The sequence below is a fragment of the Lactobacillus fornicalis genome (genome assembly GCF_055362665.1).
Genome location: NZ_JBLTIM010000008.1, coordinates 43,435 through 61,900, shown reverse-complemented (window position 1 = coordinate 61,900; position 18,466 = coordinate 43,435). Strand labels below are relative to the sequence as shown.

General features: G+C 32.9%; 15 protein-coding genes. All 15 read right to left on the bottom strand.

Going from position 1 to position 18,466, the window contains the following annotated elements; all coding sequences use genetic code 11:
• Positions 1–23: 23 nt before the first annotated feature.
• The 15 genes from rplS to rnc all read right to left on the bottom strand — a co-directional run bounded on the left by rplS (position 24) and on the right by rnc (position 18,392).
• Entirely contained in the window at positions 24–371 is a 348-nt protein-coding gene (gene rplS / locus ACNDLV_RS02560) for a 50S ribosomal protein L19 (protein ID WP_006584892.1), read from the bottom strand.
• Positions 372–477: 106 nt separating this feature from the next.
• Positions 478–1,209, bottom strand: coding sequence for a tRNA (guanosine(37)-N1)-methyltransferase TrmD (gene trmD / locus ACNDLV_RS02555; protein WP_006586890.1), 732 nt, complete (start codon positions 1,207–1,209; stop codon positions 478–480).
• Positions 1,199–1,711: a ribosome maturation factor RimM gene (gene rimM, locus ACNDLV_RS02550; protein WP_006586891.1), complete on the bottom strand. Its 513-nt coding sequence runs from the start codon at positions 1,709–1,711 to the stop codon at positions 1,199–1,201. Before rimM ends, trmD begins: the two co-directional genes overlap by 11 nt.
• 70 nt (positions 1,712–1,781) lie before the next feature.
• Positions 1,782–2,054, bottom strand: coding sequence for a 30S ribosomal protein S16 (gene rpsP, locus ACNDLV_RS02545; RefSeq protein WP_006584894.1), 273 nt, complete (start codon positions 2,052–2,054; stop codon positions 1,782–1,784).
• Positions 2,055–2,143: 89 nt separating this feature from the next.
• Positions 2,144–3,571, bottom strand: coding sequence for a signal recognition particle protein (gene ffh / locus ACNDLV_RS02540; protein ID WP_006586892.1), 1,428 nt, complete (start codon positions 3,569–3,571; stop codon positions 2,144–2,146).
• 4 nt (positions 3,572–3,575) lie between these two features.
• Positions 3,576–3,911 (bottom strand): YlxM family DNA-binding protein, encoded by a 336-nt coding sequence (ylxM, locus tag ACNDLV_RS02535; protein WP_006586893.1) that lies wholly within the window; start codon positions 3,909–3,911, stop codon positions 3,576–3,578.
• 71 nt (positions 3,912–3,982) lie between these two features.
• Positions 3,983–4,216: a hypothetical protein gene (locus ACNDLV_RS02530; RefSeq protein ID WP_006586894.1), complete on the bottom strand. Its 234-nt coding sequence runs from the start codon at positions 4,214–4,216 to the stop codon at positions 3,983–3,985.
• A gap of 122 nt (positions 4,217–4,338) precedes the next feature.
• On the bottom strand, positions 4,339–5,925 hold the full coding sequence (locus ACNDLV_RS02525) for an ATP-binding cassette domain-containing protein (protein WP_006586895.1): 1,587 nt from the start codon (positions 5,923–5,925) through the stop codon (positions 4,339–4,341).
• Entirely contained in the window at positions 5,922–7,499 is a 1,578-nt protein-coding gene (locus ACNDLV_RS02520; RefSeq protein ID WP_006587357.1) for an ATP-binding cassette domain-containing protein, read from the bottom strand. The genes ACNDLV_RS02525 and ACNDLV_RS02520 overlap by 4 nt, the downstream gene beginning before the upstream one ends.
• A 13-nt stretch (positions 7,500–7,512) precedes the next feature.
• On the bottom strand, positions 7,513–8,331 hold the full coding sequence (locus ACNDLV_RS02515; RefSeq protein ID WP_006586897.1) for a helix-turn-helix domain-containing protein: 819 nt from the start codon (positions 8,329–8,331) through the stop codon (positions 7,513–7,515).
• Positions 8,332–8,344: 13 nt separating this feature from the next.
• Positions 8,345–10,912 carry a class III lanthionine synthetase LanKC N-terminal domain-containing protein gene (locus tag ACNDLV_RS02510; RefSeq protein WP_006586898.1) on the bottom strand — a complete coding sequence of 856 codons (2,568 nt, stop codon included), beginning with the start codon at positions 10,910–10,912 and terminating at the stop codon, positions 8,345–8,347.
• A 469-nt stretch (positions 10,913–11,381) separates the two neighbouring features.
• A complete protein-coding gene (locus ACNDLV_RS02505; RefSeq protein ID WP_034535763.1) occupies positions 11,382–12,806 on the bottom strand; it encodes a C69 family dipeptidase in 1,425 nt (474 codons plus the stop codon).
• Between the two features lie 10 nt (positions 12,807–12,816).
• Positions 12,817–14,121 carry a signal recognition particle-docking protein FtsY gene (gene ftsY / locus ACNDLV_RS02500; protein ID WP_006586900.1) on the bottom strand — a complete coding sequence of 435 codons (1,305 nt, stop codon included), beginning with the start codon at positions 14,119–14,121 and terminating at the stop codon, positions 12,817–12,819.
• Positions 14,121–17,690, bottom strand: a complete 3,570-nt coding sequence (gene smc, locus ACNDLV_RS02495; protein ID WP_006587359.1) for a chromosome segregation protein SMC — start codon at positions 17,688–17,690, stop codon at positions 14,121–14,123. Before smc ends, ftsY begins: the two co-directional genes overlap by 1 nt.
• Before the next feature lie 9 nt (positions 17,691–17,699).
• On the bottom strand, positions 17,700–18,392 hold the full coding sequence (rnc, locus tag ACNDLV_RS02490; RefSeq protein WP_006586902.1) for a ribonuclease III: 693 nt from the start codon (positions 18,390–18,392) through the stop codon (positions 17,700–17,702).
• Positions 18,393–18,466: the final 74 nt, after the last annotated feature.

Sequence of the window (18,466 nt, the reverse complement as noted above, 5' to 3'; positions counted from 1 at the left end):
GAGCTGCCTTTTTTAACGTGAGATTAACGACGAACTTCACGAATTCTTGCTGCCTTACCGTGTAAGTTACGTAAGTAGTAAAGCTTAGCACGACGTACACGACCATGACGTACAACTTCTACCTTAGCAACACGTGGGTCGTTAACTGGGAAAGTACGTTCAACGCCGATACCTGAAGAAATCTTACGAACAGTGTAAGTTGCGCTGATACCAACGCCCTTCTTCTTAATTACAACACCTTCGAAAAGTTGGATACGTTCGTGAGTACCTTCAACAACACGTACGTGAACACGAACAGTGTCACCTGCGCGGAATGCAGGAATATCATCACGAAGTTGTTCCTTAGTCAATTCTTGAATTAATGGATCCATAATATATCTTCTCCTTCTACGATATTCTTCAACAATACTCTTGCCAGCGGAATACCCATAACTTAATTACGTGGATACAAACACCACTCAGAATAGTTTAACAAGTCTAGTTCTTATTTTCAAGATCTAGCTTAATTTCAGTTAATAATTTACTTTCTTCTGGGGTAAATTCTCGAGTTTCTAATAAATCTGGTCGCCTTAAAAGAGTATTTCGTAAAGCTTCTTTTAAACGCCATTCAGCAATTTTCCCATGATTCCCACTCATTAATACTTCCGGCACTTTCATTCCTTCAAATTCGGCAGGGCGTGTATATTGTGGGTATTCAAGTAAACCATGAGAAAAACTTTCTTCCACTGCAGAAGCTGAATTTCCTAAAACTCCCGGTAAAAGACGGACTGTTGCATCAATCATGCTCATAGTTGGCAATTCTCCACCAGTTAAAACATAATCACCAATTGAAACAACTTCATCGGCCATTTCATAAACTCTTTGATCAAAGCCTTCATAATGTCCACAAATAAATGTCAAATCTTGCTCTTCATCCGCCCAACGTTTAGCCATCTTTTGATTAAAAGTTTTCCCCTGTGGAGCAGTAATAATAACTTTTCCCTTTTTTTCAAGCGAATCAAGGGCTTTTTTTATTGGCATAATTTGCAAAACCATCCCAGCCCCACCACCATATGGAGTATCGTCAACATGGTGGTGTACATCAGTAGTAAAATCACGGAAATTTACTAAATTTAAATCCCATTTTTTATCTTCAAGAGCACGGCCAAGCATAGAAACCTGTAATGGAGTAAACATATCTGGGAAAAGCGTCAATACATTAATCTTCATCGCGTAATCCCTCCATCAATTCTACTCTTACCTCTTCTTTATCCAAATTAACACTCTTTACAAAACTTGGAACATATGGAAGCCAAAATGGTTTACCCACTTTAGGAGTTACTTGCCAAATATCATTAGCACCTGGGGCTTCAATATCAGTTACTTTACCAATCAATTCGTCAGTTTCATTATCTACTACTGATAAACCAATAATCTGGTGGTAATAATAATGACCTTCAGGTAATTGTTCTTGATCTTCTTCACTAATTACCAAAGTTTTACCAAATAAGCTTTCAGCTTCATTAATATCTTTAATTTCTTTAAAAGTAACCAGCCAAAATTGCTTAAATGGTCGTCCACTTTCTACGGTTAATTGACGCATATCATCTTTTATAAAAAGCTTAACCCCTTCACAAAAGCGTTGCTCAGGAAAATCAGTAATTACCTTTACCTTTACTTCACCTTTAAGTCCATGACTTGTTAAAACTTGGGCAACATCATAAAACTGCATTAAAAAATCCTCATTCTAGCTAATAAAAAAAGTTTGAAGCTCTCACTTCAAACTTTCTAAGTAAATCTAATTACTTGTTGTATTTTGCGTCGTGCAACTTTTGCATCAAGCCAGCACCTGAAAGAAGTGATCTAACAGTGTCTGATGGTTGTGCACCTTTTTGAAGCCATGCGAAAACTTTTTCTTCGTCAAGCTTTAATTCCTTAGGTTGTGAAACTGGGTTGTAGTAACCTACTTCTTCAATAAAACGACCATCACGTGGAGCTCTTGAGTCAGCAACTACGATACGGTAGAAAGGCTTTCTCTTTGAACCCATACGACGCATACGAATTTTAACTGCCATAGTTTGAATTCCTCCTAATTAATTAACGATATATAATATACCAAACAAAATAGAAGGTGTAAAGTATTTTTCCTTAACAGTTTAAATTTTTATGATTTAAATCTTTTAATGTGTTTTAGACGCTTCTTTTTACCTTTCTTAAATTGCTTACCCATACGGCGCATTGCAGCTTGAGCCATTGGTGAATCCATTCCTGGAAGTCCTGCCAAAGCCTTGGTATTACCACTAGTAATTTTTTGCATCATATCTTTTGATTGTTTAAATTGTTTAATCATCCGATTAACTTCCATAATTGGACGACCAGAACCAGCGGCAATTCTCCGTCTTCTAGAAGGATTAAGCAAATCTGGATCTTGACGTTCTGCTTCAGTCATCGAGTAAACGATAGCTTTAGTATGAGCGATTTGCTTTTCATCAATTGAGAAATTTTTAAGTTGTGGATTATTAGCCATGCCTGGAATCATCTTCATAATTTGGTCAAGTGGGCCCATCTTTTGAACTTGTTCTAATTGATCAATAAAGTCATTAAAATCAAAAGTGTTTTCACGCATCTTTTGCGCAACTTTTTCTGCCTCTTTGGCATCGTAATCTCTCTGGGCTTTTTCAATTAAGGTTAAAACATCCCCCATACCCAAAATTCTTGATGCCATTCTATCTGGGTAAAAACCTTCAAGCTCAGATAATTTTTCACCTTGACCAGTAAACAGAATCGGCTTGCCAGTAACTGCTCTAATTGAAAGAGCAGCACCACCACGAGTATCACCATCAAGTTTAGTTAAAATAACACCAGTAACATCTAAACGCTTATCAAAAGTCTCAGCAACTTGTGCACCAACTTGACCAGTCATTGCATCAACAACTAAGACAATATTATCAGGCTTAGCTACTTCTTTAACTCGTTCTAATTCTTCCATTAACGCTTCATCAATTTCAAGTCGACCAGCGGTATCGATTAAAACATAATCATTTTTAGCTTCCTTAGCTTGAGCTAAACCATCAGCCACAATTTTAGCGACATCTTTTTCATCTTCACTAAACACAGGTACTGACAATTGATCACCAATTTGCTTTAACTGATCAATTGCTGCAGGACGGTAAATATCACCAGCAATCAATAAGGGACGAGCCTTTTCAGTATCCATTAAATACTTAGCTAATTTACCAACAGTAGTAGTTTTACCAGTACCTTGCAAACCAACCATCATAATAATTGTTGGAATATGGGGAGCTTTGTTTAACTTGGCAGCTTCTTCTCCCATCATCTTAGTTAATTCATCATTAACAATCTTAATAATTTGTTGACCGGGAGTTAAACTACCTTGAACTTCTTGACCTAAAGCTCTTTCCTTAATTTTTTTAATAAAGTCTTTTACGACTTTAAAATTAACATCAGCTTCAAGTAAGGCAAGTCGAATTTCACGACTAGCAGCATTAATATCTGCTTCGCTAACCTTACCTTTCCCAGTTAAATTTTTTAATGCTTTTTGAATTCGCTCACTTAAATTTTCAAAAGCCATCTAACTATTCTCCTCTAATTAATTTAATTAACTTAGTTAAGTTATCGTGACAAGCCTCTGGATTACTATTTAGCTCTTTTAAAGCCTTACTAGCCAAATTTTCCATTTTAACGTAGTCACTCTTAAGGTGAAGCTTCTTTTCATAGTTTTCCAAGCTTTTACTAGATCTGCGTAAGTTATCATAAACAGCCTGACGCGAAACACCATGATTATCAGCAATTTCACCTAATGATAAATCATCATAATAATAATCTTCAAAATAGGCCTGTTGCCCTTTCGTTAATAACTGACCATAAAAAGAATATAAATCAGCTAAATTTTCATTTTTTATAAGTTCCATTTACTTCACCAATTCATAGTATACCAAAACAAAAAGCTACACTCCATGGTGTAGCTTAATTCATAGATAACTTACTTAATAAAGAAACAAAATACTGAAAACAAGATGAAGTCCCAAAGTGATTGTAAAAACACGAAATAAGGTTTCGTTTTAGCTATTTGACCTAATAAGAAATAACTTGGAACAACTGACAAAATTAAAAATATACCTGCAAATAAGATATTGGAATGAACCGTATTAAGCATCAAAAAAGTAAGTAAAATCATATTAAGAAGATGACCTACTTGATATTGATTTAAAGTCATATTTATCACCGTCCTCTTTTTTGTAACCGCTTTTATAATATTATTATACAAGATTAGATAAGAAAAAGCTTTTTAGATATCAAAAAAGGCGTAATATCAAGCTTTTAAGCTTGCTTACGCCTTTAATATTTACTTAAATGTATTACACGATCAAAATATTGCTCTAACTCTAAATTAAAATTATGTGCAATAAAAACAACGGTAACATCTAATTGAGATAAATATTTCAAAATTTTCTTCGTACCTGTTTCATCGATTGCACTCGTTCCCTCATCAATAAAAATAATCTTTGCTTTATGCACCAATGCCCTCGCCAAAATAATTTTTTGTCTTTGACCACCAGACACATTTAGCTTTTCTAAATCAACGGGTTCATTAATTCCAAGCGAAAACTTAGCTAAATCAGAATCAAGTCCCACTTTTTTAACTACCGATAGAGCTGTTGATTTTAGTTCCTTATCGTACATAGTAATATTATCCAAAATTGTCCCAGGAAGTAAGCTAGGCTTTTGAGGAATATATCTAATTTGTTGAGGGTCATAATTTATCAGTTGTCCATTTTTTAAAAAGCTGATTTTTCCAGTCGTTGGTTTTAACTGTCCTAAAATCAACTTCATCCAGGTAGACTTGCCTGCTCCAGTATCACCAGTCAGTAAAACTTTTTCACCAGCTTTAATATTTAATTCAGGATATGATAAGCTCTCCCCATTTTCAAATTGAAAAGTTAAAGGGCTAGTTGCAATGTCAACCGCATAATTTGGTATATTTTTTACTTCTTCTTCAAGCTCATGACAATCACTTAAAATTTCCCGGCTCAATTTATCAGTTCCTTTAATTTGACCCCAAGAAGTAGTTAACCTTGTAATTGAATTAGTTAAGTAATATTCATAATTTCCTACCGCAATTATCAAACCAAATTCCGCTTTGCCTGAGATAAACAAATAACCAGCAACAAGGTATAGAACAGTGGTAAAAATCGTTGCCATTAATTTATTTAATAGAATTAGAATTTGAATATTCCCAGTTTGTTTAAGATTAGCCCTTTCTAAGCTGGTAGAGGAGCTGGCTAAAATCTTGAATAATTTAGCTCCCGCTAAAAAGTGCCTAATTTCTGCAATTCCATCTAACCAATTTTCAATTTGAAAAAGATATTTTTGATTGGCAGCAGAGATTTTTTGAAAGGACTTTTGCATTGCTTTTTGAATAAATTTAGGAAGGAAAAGTGAAATAATAGTAACCAAAATTGTAACTAAAAAAAGTAACCAATTAGCATACCACAAAGCAAGAGCAGCAAAAACAATTAAACAAATACAAGAAATCAATTCTGGTAAAAGCAAAAATTTCTCTTGTCTTAACATGCTTATATCATTAGTAAGCCGATTTTCCCATCGAGCTAATTCAAACTTTTTTTCTTTATAAAAATGACTGATTAACTTCAATCTAACCTGATGGGAATATTGTTGAAATTGTCTTTCCAATAAATACGTTGAAATTGGTCCCAAAAACACAATTACCACATCAACAACTAGTGATAACAAAAGCATATTTAACCAAAGATTGAAATCATTTTTTTGAATTGCAGTTGTCGTGATTGCTATCAGGTAAGTTGCTAGGATAGTTGCAAAAGAACTCAAAATTATTAATAAAATAGAAATGCCAAAATTTAAAGGATTTGTTTTGATGAAGTCTTTAAAATTCAACTTCTTCACCCCTTCTCCAAATGAATCTGGTGGGTAAATAATTTCTTTGTTTCTGCTGGTAAGTTATGAGCAATAACAACAATTGTTATTTCTCTTTGCAATAGATTTTTGAAAATATCAAAACTAGTTTTACTATCAATTGCACTAGTGGCTTCATCAAGTAATAAAAATTTTGTATCGTGCAAACTAGCAAGAGCAAGTACAATTTTTTGCATTTGCCCACCAGAAAGATTCTCATTTGCTAAATTAACTATTGTACTTAGTCCTTGAGGTAAAACTGCTAAATCTCGATCAAAATCAACTAATTTACAAGCTTTTTGAACTTTATCAATAGCTAAATTTTTAAACATTGTAATATTATCCAAGATACTAACTGGAAATAACTTAGCATCTTGAGCTAGATATAGCATATCAAGATTACGATTTTTAATTTCTTGGCCATTTTGCTTAAAGAAGTTAATTTGACCTGCTACTGGTTTTAATTCACCAATTATCAGTTTGAATAAAGTAGACTTACCCACACCACTTTCGCCAGTCACTAGAACTTTATCACCAGGTTTGATTTCAAAATCAGGATAACGAATTTCTTCACCATTTTGATATTTGAAAAGCAAATTTTGGCCCTTGACTCCACCTACAGCTTCATTTTCATTATCTAAAATTGGTTTAAATTTTTGACTTAGTAAAATTTCTTGATTTAAATCACGACTTGATTTGAGCTTCATATACTGATTAATTAAAGTACCAAGGCTTGCAAAAATATTAAAAGCAAAATAACTAGCAACCATCGTACTCCCAAGATCTAATTGATGAGCAAAAAATAAAATAGCCGCACTTGCTGCTAAGAGAGTCTGAGCTCCAATATTTAGTCCACTATTAAAAAAATCTGCAAATTGCATAGCCTTTTGTTCATTTAACTGAGCTTTTTCAAATTTGCCCGCTACTTGACCGAGTTCATTTGTTAGTTTGTGTTTTTTATGATATCTACGTATTTCTTCAATTCCTCCCAACCAATTATGGGCATTTTTAAGAAGTAATTGATTTTTATCGGCCACTTTCTTACTTGCACGTGCAAGATAATTTTCCAATAATTTTGGTGCTAACATAATCAAGCTAAAACAAAAGAAAGTTATTAAAATTAAACCCCAATGAAGTGTTAATAAAACGCCTAATGAAAGAAAAAACGATATTGAATTAACTGCAATTTCATAATTAGCTTGAGCAAAATTATCTGATAACGTTTTTAAATTATTGCTCAGTTCATTTTGCATTTTAGAAATATCATGACAATTTTGATAATAGTAACTTTTAACTAAGCGAGCTCTTATTTGATGAAGATAAGCTTGTTTTATTTTTTCAAAACTATAATTTGTCCAGCCTTTCCCAATCCCAGTAATTACTGCTAGAAGAACGGTAACTAACAAATATGCTAAGAAATCTTTAAAATCTCTTTCTGATAAACTATTAATCAAAAATTTAAATACATAAGTACTACTTGTTGTTAGAATACTGGTAAATATCAATAAAAAGACTAGTAAAAAGCTCTGCAGGTAGTTAATTTTCAAAAGTCCTTTTAAATTCATATCTCCCCCTCCTTTATTTTGGTAAGAGCTGGATAAAGGTCTGATAACCACAATCAATAAATACTTGGCGAATATTAGTTAATTCTGTAGTATTCTTATCAAACAAAGCCTGGTAATACCTACCTAATAACTTATAAGCAAACAAAGTTAAATTAGCAGGCATTTTTTCGAGGTAGTTCTGCACATTGCGAGATTGATTGAATTCATTATTTTCATAGCAATTATCTAAATAATTAACTGAAATTGCTGCAATCACTTCTACTATCTCAAGATTAACTCCCTTAAAATCAGAGAATTTATTCATTATTGAAGCCATAAAAAAGGTAAGCTGATCAAGGTCATAGATACGCATTGTTAATCTAAAAATTTTTAAAGAGCTTAATGACCAACTATTTTGCTTAAAAAGTTCGGCTCGTAGTTTTTGCATTAGAGAATCAGATAATTTTGCATTCCTTTCATTTTTGATAAAGAAGGTTAATAATTCAACCTGTAGATTCAAAAAACTAACATCATTACCTGTATATTTCGTTAATTCTGTTTGAAGTTCAGCTAATTGTTTTAAATCCTTGTTATACCATATATCCAAGACTCTATCCGTAAAAGTATTAAGATTAAAATAGTCAGTTTTTACTTTTGAATCAATTTTCATAAAGAAAGACGGTATATCTATGCAATGTGCATCTAAAATAGCTAATAAATCATTTACATTTATTTCATGAAGATTATTTTCAACCTTAGAATAAAAAGATGGTGAAATTACTTCAGCAGCCATAGCTGATTGAGTAAGATTTAAATTTTTTCTTTCTTGTTTTAATGCTTCTCCAACCGTCATTTAATCCACCTTATCATAGCGTCATTTCAGACTCAATTGGAATGAAAAATGGATTCTCACCTTTTCTAAAGACCATTCGATCAATTACTATAACACCCAGTTGTCCGACACCATAATCCATGGCATTTTCATACCCCGTTTCATCTAAAATATTCCACTCTCCAGAACTGGGATTAAAGAAATTAAGTAAATCATATTGTAATAAATCATCCAATTTGGAAAAATGCTTTTCATGGTACTGATTATATTCAAAAATCGTATTTAAAATTCCTTGTCTTCCATGACAAAAACAAGCTTCGATTGTGCAAAATCCCTTTGATAAAAACGAAATAATTTTAGATAAAGAAGAAAATTTTATTTTTCCATGTGAAAGTAATTCAATCCTATTAAAGCCAAAAGCAATTCCAGCGAGTCCTTCACACCAAGAATACTTTAACGAATCTGAAAAGAAGCTTTTATTAATATTTATACTTCTATCCACTATTTTATCAGCTTTTTTAAGTTCTAACTGAGCTTTACTTTTAAAATCTCTATTTTTAAAGTAACAACCTAAAAGATACAAAACATAAGCTTTCCCCACACTTCCATGAGCGAAATTAATTCTTGAGAAATTTGTGGTTTCAAAATCAATATCGTAAAAGCTTTCAAATATCTTTTCCCCTAGTTTTTTTAATTCTTTTGAAAAGCTAGCATCTTTTAATAATAAATTTAAATATAATAGAGTGTAAGCTTTTCCGGAAACACCTAAAACAAAATCGTTAACCTCTTTTTTTTCAGGCCACGATAGAATAATCTTTTTTGCTTCATTCCTTAATGTCGAAGAATCAATTTCTTTTTCCTTGAATAACGCAATTAAATTCCAAATTAATCCTGTACTTCCAAACAAATAACTATCTCCATATTCAAAATTATTGCTTATATCAAGTACTTTTTGTTTTATCGGAAGTTTTTCAGCGCTTACTTTCAATGCTGTATCGACCCCAGAAATTCCATGCTGAATAGATAATTCACTAACGTATTGACCAAAATTTTTACTTTTCCACCATTTTTCACCTATCTTATAATCTGATTTCTTTAATTGTTTCGGAAGCTCTTCTAAAGAATTCATCAATAAGCTAGTATCAAAATCTTTAATTGAGTCAACGTAAAATCCGTATTTATAAATATCTTTTATTTTATTTTGGTTCAAATTTTCAGATACATATGGATTGGGGTCTATTGACAATGACAAAATATAATTGGCAATATCTAAAAAAGCACTAAATTGAGGATTCAATTTTGAAGCTAATTTATTTTGATTAATCAAAATTCTAACTGCATCGTTAAGATTTTCAGAATTATATTTTGGTGTTTTTCCAAGTGTCAAGGTAATTATAATAATGCCTAAAGAAAACAAATCTTCTTTCTGTGTCAAAAAAGTTTTCGTAGAATAATTTGGAACATAATATGGTGTTTTAAAAGTTCTTTTATATTTTTTATTTGCATTTTTCCTAACATATTCAAGATCAACCAAATATGTTATTCCATCTTTATAAATAAAATTACTATTAGTTACATCACCAATTATATATCCTGCTTCATGGATAAGTCTTATAGTATTGCAAATTGAAAGAATCACACTTAATAATTTTTCTTTACCAAAAAAGCTATCCAAACTTTTCCCATCAATAAATTCCGTAACTTGAAATTCTATATTATTTTCATTGAAATAAGATTTCACTTTTGGAATCACATTTAAATTACTAAGATTGCGTAACATTTGATTCTCGTTCCTTAATAGTTCTTTAGCGGAATAAGCAGCACAATCATTCTTAACATACGGATTTGCCGATTTAATTATCACTTGTTTTCCAGTTACATTCTCAACACCTAAATAGACATCACCTTTGTTTTTTTGCGCCATTATTTCAATAAAACTATATGAATTTAGCTTGGATTGTTTTGAAATATTTTTTTCGGGTACTAATAACCATTTTTCCGTTGAACCAAATGGCCACTCTACTCCTTCAGGAAGATCAAAATAACCAACTCTACTATCTTCAATAATTTCACCTGAAGGTAACGTCATATAAAGAAGCTCTTTTTGAGCTTTTAAATCCCATCTTGCAATTTTCTTAAAAGCACCATATCTGAATTGAACGCAACTATTATTCGGTAATTGATAATCAGTAAATATTTGAGGAGCTTTAAAATTTTTTAGCTTTGTAAAAAGTTGTTTAATAACAATTTTAAACACATTTATATTTTGCGGATAAAATGTAATAAATTTATTTGCTTCTGCTACTGGTATATGTGGATCGTTTAAGATTTTAAAACATTCTATATTTTTAGCAACCTTGAAAGAACAGTCATTTGCTTCAAAAACAGCTTTTGCAATTTGAAAAACTTTATACTTATCTTCAGGTCTTGCTGCTAAATGTCCTTTCCATCCAGAATCAGGTAATTTTTGACTCTTGACGTTAAAATAAATCCAGAAATCAGAGACATTTATAGAATATTTTTTAGAAGTTCCTTTTTTTAAAAATTTTGAAAACTCGTCTTCTTTTTGATTGGCATAAACAAAAGGTAAATATTTATTCATTCTATTCCCTCCTTCTTAAATAAAAAAAGACTAATAAAATTAGTCTTTTAATAAAGATTTAACAAGTATAAGAACAAGTGTAAGAACACAATTTAGGTCCACCTGTAACTTCTCTGACTGGTAACTTCTTTAAATCTTTCATGCTAAATACTTTTACAACTTTCATAACTAAAATCTCCTTTTCTTTTTAATTTAATTAAATTTTATCATGGCTTTTTTTATAAAATTTATTTATTCAAATTTGAAAATTTATTTTCGAATACGAAAGTTTGTAACAAAAAGTGGGATAAAAGGGGGGCTTAGCTTATTGCTAACAAATAGATATACAAATTAATTTAGTTCAGATTGGACTTTTAGTTTGTGCAACACTTGTGCAACAAAATTACAATTAATAGTGATTAATAGCATTTTTACAAAAACAAAAAAAGCGTAATATCAAGCTTTTAAGCTTGCTTACGCCTTTCATTAATTATAAATTTTTATCCATATTGAATGTTAATTTACTCATATTAATACTTTCGGTTAACATCTTGCCCCATAATTTTTCAGTTTGTTCACGAGTATAACGAACAGTTTCTTGATTTTCTTTAGTCAAGAATTCTGTTAATTCTTCACCCTTCAAATCTCCTGCCTTAGCAACAACTTCTTCAATTCTTGCTCTAAAGTAGCGACGCATTTCAATTAGATAATCTGTATCAAATTGAACAAATTGTGGGTAATGACTTTCAACAGTTGCCGCTACTGCCTTGTAGAACCACCAGGCATCTTTTTGATTGAAAGTTAAGCTAGTATTCTTAAAACTTTCTTCAGTATCGTTCATATTGGCGAAGAATGGAATAAATGGTGTAAAGGTTGGTCCACCAATACATAACCAGTAAATCGCAGCCTTGTCTTCTGGCAAGTCATTTCTAATTTGTAAGATGTGGGCATTTTGAGTTCTATTTAAACCAATTGGACGGTAGCGATGCTTTTCTTCATCAGTACCCTTGCCATATGGATCAAATGGAGTTTCTTGATAGTGACTACCTAAAACAAAAGTAATATCATCAGGATTAATTAATTTTTCTGCCTTACGAATAAATGGTAAATCGCCATCTTCAGGATCTTGTTCAATACTTGGATTGAAGTATCTTTGAGCGTACCAAACACGGCTAGTGTTGTAATGACGGTCTTTTTCATTGTATGTACCAAAAATGTGTCGGAAGTTAAAGCCTTCTCGATCAACATTTAAGTGGTGCTTTTCAACGAACTCTTGAATACCTTCACTCCACATAAAGTTGTCAGGATCGTTAAAGTCAACTTGCTCAATTGAAACTCGGTTTGCCGCAACTGCATAGCAATCATCTGGAATTCTTTGGGCTACCCAGTGGTGACCGGTAACAATTTCCATGTACCAAACTTCATCCTTATCACCGAACAAAACTGAATTACCAGCTGCAGAACCATACTTTTTAATTAAATCACCCAATAATTTAACTCCATCACGGGCTGAGTCAATATAAGGTGCTACCACATTTTGCATACAGTCTTCATCAAGACCATCAACAACTAAGGGATCGAACGCTAAAGTTCTTTCATTACCATAAGTTGATTCAGTACAAGACATCGCAACGTTCTTTTCATTGATGCCACTTTCTTCATAGTAACCTAATTTTTTGTAATCAACATTAGGAACTGCTTGCGTTCTATATGCCCAATCTGGCAAATCCATTTCAAATTTATTAAGCCATGACTTAATATGGCGGCCTTTTTCACCTTTAACAGCAGGCTTTACCACAAATTTTTGTGGAGTAATTGGTAAAAATGTGTCATCATTTCTAGCAATCATTGTTGAGCCATCAATAGATGCTTTTTTACCAACTAAAATAGTTGTACATGCGCTTAATTCTTTCATTTTTTTCTCCTTATACAATGCCGTGGAATAAACCAACAGCATAACTAGCTGCATCAAAATCAGCTAAATCTTCTGCCTTTTCACCTAGACCAACTAATTTAACAGGTAATTTCATTTCATTTCTGATTGCTAAAATTACCCCACCTTTTGAAGAACCATCTAACTTAGTTAAAACTAATCCAGTTAACTTAGTAGTCTTATCAAAATCCTTTGCTTGAAGTAAGGCATTTTGTCCAGTTGAGCCGTCTAAAACCAATAATGTTTCACTTGGTTCTTCTGGCAGTAACTTTTTGATAGTACGTTCTATTTTTTCAAGTTCTTTCATTAAGTTTTGCTTATTTTGAAGTCGACCTGCTGTATCAACTAAAACATAGTCTGCCTTTTCTTCTAAGCCATGTTTAACACCATCATAGACTACACTTGCTGGATCAGCTTGAACGGGACCTGTTACAACTTCTGTTTCAGTACGTCTTCCCCATTCTTTTAGCTGTTCAACTGCACCAGCTCTAAAAGTATCAGCTGCAACTAAGACAACTTTCTTACCTTGATTCTTGAAACGTTGGGCCAATTTACCGATAGTTGTAGTTTTACCAGCTCCATTAACCCCAACAAAAAGGTAAACATTAGTCTTACCATCATTATACGTTAATTTTTCAGCCTCTGAATCACCATTTTGATCGTAAATGTCTACTAATTTTTGGACAATTAATTTTTTGAGTTCATCGTGACTCTTGGCATTTTGCAATTTTGCTTCGTCTTTTAGCTGTTCAACTAGTTCTTCACTAGTTTCAAAACCAACATCAGATTCAATTAGCAAATCTTCTAATTCATCAAAGAAGTCTTCATCAACACTTCTAAATTGAGCAAAAAAGGCATTAAGTCTAGCTCCAAAGCCCTGATTAGTCTTTTTCAAGCCACTATCATAAAGCTCTTGCGTTTTACTTTCGCTAGATTCTGCTTCAGGTTCTGTTTCTTCGCCTTTTTCTTCTTCTGAGCTACTATCTTCAACTTCTTGACTAGCCACAATATCTTTTTCTGGCTTTGAATCAACAACTTCTTCAGAATCAGTTTGCTCTTCTTTGGTAAAACTTACTTCCGGCTCATTTTTTACTTCATCAGAAGCTGAACTTTCATTTTTATCTTCAGCTGCTTCCGCATTAGTTTCAATTTCCGCTGATTTATTTTCTTCTGGTTTTACTTCATTAGTTTCTTCAGCAACTTCCGCCTTTTCCTCTTCTGGCTTAGAAGGAGCCTGCTTAGCTTTTTCCTCATTATTCCCAAATAATGTTTTTTTAATTTTGTCAAATAATCCCATTAACTCACCTCATCATTATCTTTAATCTCTTTCAATGACACTGAAAGAACCTGTGATACTCCTGATTCTTGCATAACTACACCATACAATTGATCTGCTTTTTCCATAGTTCCACGTCGGTGGGTAATCACAATAAATTGTGTATGCATATCATAATGATGTAAAAACTTAGCAAATCTTGTTACATTTGCATCATCAAGAGCAGCTTCTACTTCATCAAGGATACAGAAAGGTACTGGATTTACTTGTAAAATTGCAAAAAGCAAAGTTATTGCTGTTAAGGCTCTTTCTCCACCAGAAAGCAAACTTAACTTTTGGAGCTTTTTACCAGGTGGTTGAGCAATAATTTCAATCCCTGTTTCTAATAGATTATCACTATCAGTTAAAACCAACTTAGCATTTCCACCACCAAAGACAACTGGGAAAATTTGGCTAAAGCTCTTGGCAATTTCTTTAAATGCGTGACTAAAGCGCTTCTTAACTTCTTCATCAAGGTTAGCCATTGATTTTTCAATGTCTTCTTTAGCTTTAAGTAAATCAGCTTGTTGTCCAGTTAAAAAGTCATAACGGCTCTTAACCTCTTCATATTCTTCAATTGAAGACAAGTTAACAGGGCCAATATCATCTAAACTCATCTGATGCAATTTAACGCTTTTGGCTAATCTAGCCTGATTTTCAGAATTATTTTCAATTTCAGCCTGATTTAGAGCCATTTCATAAGTTAAAGCATATTCATCACGTAATTTATCAAGATGTTGCTTCATCTTAGTTTTAACTTGCGCTAAACTGACAGAATAACTTTCCTGCTCAGTTGCTGCATCTTTTCGCAAGTCGTAATTTCGAGTGAAACTAGCATCTAATTGGCTAATCTGAGCATCTAATTGTCCCAAGTGACTACTAATTTCTTTTAATTTTACTTCTAGTTCTTGTTTTTCTTTAGTCAATTCAGTAATTTTTTGAACTTTTTGAGCTTTTTGCTCAGCTGTTAATTCTTTATTAGAAGTTAAATCAGCTAGCTTAGTTTCTAAAAGTTTTACTTGGGATGTACTAGTCTCTTTTTGAGATGCTAAATCATGTAACTTAGCTTTCAAATTGTTTTTTTGATTGTGAAGAACAGCTAATTTTGGATTCAACTCTGCAAGCTTGGCTTGAACATCTTTATTAAGATTTGCAAAATCATCAATCTGATCTTTCTTTTCGGCCATTGCCTGTTTTTGTTTTTCTAAGCGGTCATTGATTTGCGTTTGTATTTGTTTTTTCTCTTTAATTTTTTCTTCTAAACGCTTGATTTCTGCTGCTCTTTCATCAGCACGATTTTGATAGAGATGATGCGCTTCTTTAAGACGCTTAACTTCACTTTCTTTGTTTTGATAACTTAAAGCTAATGCACTTAAATCTTGAATAGCCACTTGTAGTTCATCATTTAAGCTTGCAAAAATCTTTTTTTCTTTAGAAATTTTTTTATCTAAAGTAATAATCTTCTCTTTAGCTGCTTTTACTCCAGCTACCAATTCATTCACAGCTTTAGTTAACTTATTAATCTCACCAGCTGTTTGAAGTGGGGAATTATTTCTCTGATTCTTGGCCCCACCAGACATTGAACCACCCGGACTAATAACATCCCCATCTAAAGTAACAATACGATAGCGATAGATACGGCTATTAATCTTCATTGCATTATCAATTGTGTCAGCAACAATTACGTTACCCAATAAATAATTAACAGCTACTGATATATCAACTTGCCCTTTAGTTTTAACTAATTCACTTGCAACTCCAATAAAACCAGGCATCGACTTTAAAGTTGTGACTGTTGATGAAGGAATTGTACTAAATCGCAAGCCATCTAATGGAAGGAAAGTTGCTCGCCCCATTCGATTTTGCTTGAGTTGCATAATTGCGTTTCTAGCAGATTGCTTAGTATCAGTAACCAAATCCTGAACACCGCCACCTAGTGCAGTTGTTAAAGCCGCTTCTAACTCAGCTGGGAAATCAAGCAACTCACCAACAGCACCAATAACGCCTTGATATTGATCCAAATGATTTAAAATATTTCTAACACCATAGTAATACCCTTCATGGCGCTTTTGAATATTTTCTAACGCTTCTTTCTGAGCCTTAGCTGCTTGATATTTTTGACTTATATCTTGCAAAGAGCGATTAGCTAAGTTTTGTTTGGCTGTTAAATCATTAATTAAATCACTTTTTAGTTGAACTTGATTTTGTAAGTTATTTTTCTTAGCACTAGCTTCTTGACCTTGCTGCTTTAATTGAGTTAGTTCTGCCTCAGCCTTTTCTAGTTCTGCTTCAGCTGTCTTTAATTCAGGCATTGCAGCATTGTTTAGCCGTTTCAATTCATTTTCTGCATAAACCAAGTCATTATTATTGCTTGTTTGATCTTGCAAGCTTTGAATGTAATCATTACGCAAATTTTCTAATTCCTTGCTCAAGGTTTCAGGATCAGAATGTAAGCTTTGCGCATATCCATCCCTCTTTTTAGCTAAAGCAGCTTCTTGAGTAGCAACTTGATCTACTTCTTTTTGTAAAGAGGCTTCTTTTTCAGTCAAGGAAGATAAGTTCTTTTTTAACTCATTTAACTGATTTTCATACTCATGCTTTGTTGCATCATTATATTGGTCAGATTGTTCTGCAACTTGTAAATCAGTATTTAAGTTGGAAGTTTCTTGCGTTAGGTTAAGAAGACGTTCTTGCAATGCTTCTTTTTCCTTAGTTGTTTTAGCTAGTTGATTTTTTTTCTGTGCCAAATCATTTTGAGATTGGCTAACTTCCTCATCAAGCTTATTAAGCAAAATCTTACTTTTTTCTGTTTTTTTAGCTAGTTCAGTTCTTTTTAGTTCTAAATCTTGTAACTCAAAGGCTAGCAAAGTCTTTAAATCTTTATCTAACCCAGCTTTTTGGAATTTATATTCTTTTGCCAGGCTACTTTGCTTATGAAGCGGCTCAACTCGTCCTTCAAGTTCATTAACCAAGTCATTAATTCTGATTAAATTATCAGTAGTTTTAGCTAATTGATTGGTTGCTGCTTGTTTTTGTTCCTTAAATCGAAGCACTCCAGCAGCCTCTTCAAAGATAGCACGACGATTTTCAGGTCTAGAATTTAAAATTTCATCAACTTTTCCTTGAGAAATAATTGCTAATGAATCTTGTGAAATTCCAGAATCCATGAACAATGCATGCACATCTTTTAAGCGAACAGTTTGATTATTAATTAAATATTCGCTATCTCCACTACGTAGGATTCTCCGGGCAACCGTTACACGATCAGCATCGAAGTTAAGAGCACGATTCTTATTTTCAAATACAAGCTCCACTTCCGCATGATTCATTGGCGTCCTATACTGGCTACCCGCAAAAATTACGTCTTTCATGTTACTACCACGCAAAGACTTAGCGCTTGACTCACCCATTACCCAGCGAATTGCTTCTGTAATGTTACTTTTCCCACTACCGTTTGGACCAACGATACCAGTGATGCCATCGCCAAATTTTATTTTTGTTTTTTCTGCAAAAGATTTAAACCCTGTTAGGGTAAGTTCAGTTAATGGCACCTTTTCACCTTATTTCTCTTGATATTTTATTAATGCTAATTTAGCTGCTACTTGTTCAGCTGCTTTTTTATTATGTCCACTACCTTCGGAAATTTTCTTTCCTTCAACAAATAATGCTACTTTAAAATTAGAAGGAAGTTTAGTTTCCTCAAGAACTTGATACTCAATCTTAATTGCACCATTGACTTGTAAAAGCTCTTGTAAATCAGTCTTATAATCTCTTGAATCAGTAAATTCGCCACTATCAATCAATGGATAAACAGTTAATTTTAAGAATTTTTGAACAGCATCCATTCCTTGATCAAGGAATAACGCCCCATTAAATGCTTCAAAAACATCTTCTAGTAAAGTTTTTCTTTCTCTAGCGCCTGTTTTTTCTTCGCCGCGCCCCAAATTAATCTCAGCTGGGAAACCACACTCAATAGCAAAGCCAGAAAAGCCTTCTGTACGAACAATGTTAGAACGTAAGCGGGTTAGCTGCCCTTCATTTAAGCTTGGAAAATGCCGATAGAGATAATCCGAAACAGCTAATTCAAGCACAGCATCTCCTAAAAATTCCAGCTTTTCATAATTACCAGCTGACTCCTTAGGATGCTCATTTACATATGAAGAATGTGTAAATGCTTCTTCAAGAAGTGTTTCATTTTTAAACTTAATTCCATATTCTTCAAATAAGTAATTTTTAAACTTTGTACTTACCATCTCAAAATCCTTTCTAAAGCTCTATTATACCTATTTTTCAGTACGCAAAAAAGGACCATCTCGGTCCTTTTTCA

What these genes read in the sequence shown, in the direction of transcription:
- ylxM (WP_006586893.1), bottom strand. Translation starts at nt 3,911, where the DNA reads ATGGAACTTATAAAAAATGAAAATTTAGCTGATTTATATTCTTTTTAT.
- trmD (WP_006586890.1), bottom strand. Translation starts at nt 1,209, where the DNA reads ATGAAGATTAATGTATTGACGCTTTTCCCAGATATGTTTACTCCATTA.
- ACNDLV_RS02505 (WP_034535763.1), bottom strand. Translation starts at nt 12,806, where the DNA reads ATGAAAGAATTAAGCGCATGTACAACTATTTTAGTTGGTAAAAAAGCA.
- ACNDLV_RS02520 (WP_006587357.1), bottom strand. Translation starts at nt 7,499, where the DNA reads ATGAATTTAAAAGGACTTTTGAAAATTAACTACCTGCAGAGCTTTTTA.
- rimM (WP_006586891.1), bottom strand. Translation starts at nt 1,711, where the DNA reads ATGCAGTTTTATGATGTTGCCCAAGTTTTAACAAGTCATGGACTTAAA.
- rplS (WP_006584892.1), bottom strand. Translation starts at nt 371, where the DNA reads ATGGATCCATTAATTCAAGAATTGACTAAGGAACAACTTCGTGATGAT.
- rpsP (WP_006584894.1), bottom strand. Translation starts at nt 2,054, where the DNA reads ATGGCAGTTAAAATTCGTATGCGTCGTATGGGTTCAAAGAGAAAGCCT.
- ftsY (WP_006586900.1), bottom strand. Translation starts at nt 14,121, where the DNA reads ATGGGATTATTTGACAAAATTAAAAAAACATTATTTGGGAATAATGAG.
- ACNDLV_RS02530 (WP_006586894.1), bottom strand. Translation starts at nt 4,216, where the DNA reads ATGACTTTAAATCAATATCAAGTAGGTCATCTTCTTAATATGATTTTA.
- ffh (WP_006586892.1), bottom strand. Translation starts at nt 3,571, where the DNA reads ATGGCTTTTGAAAATTTAAGTGAGCGAATTCAAAAAGCATTAAAAAAT.
- rnc (WP_006586902.1), bottom strand. Translation starts at nt 18,392, where the DNA reads ATGGTAAGTACAAAGTTTAAAAATTACTTATTTGAAGAATATGGAATT.
- ACNDLV_RS02510 (WP_006586898.1), bottom strand. Translation starts at nt 10,912, where the DNA reads ATGAATAAATATTTACCTTTTGTTTATGCCAATCAAAAAGAAGACGAG.
- ACNDLV_RS02515 (WP_006586897.1), bottom strand. Translation starts at nt 8,331, where the DNA reads ATGACGGTTGGAGAAGCATTAAAACAAGAAAGAAAAAATTTAAATCTT.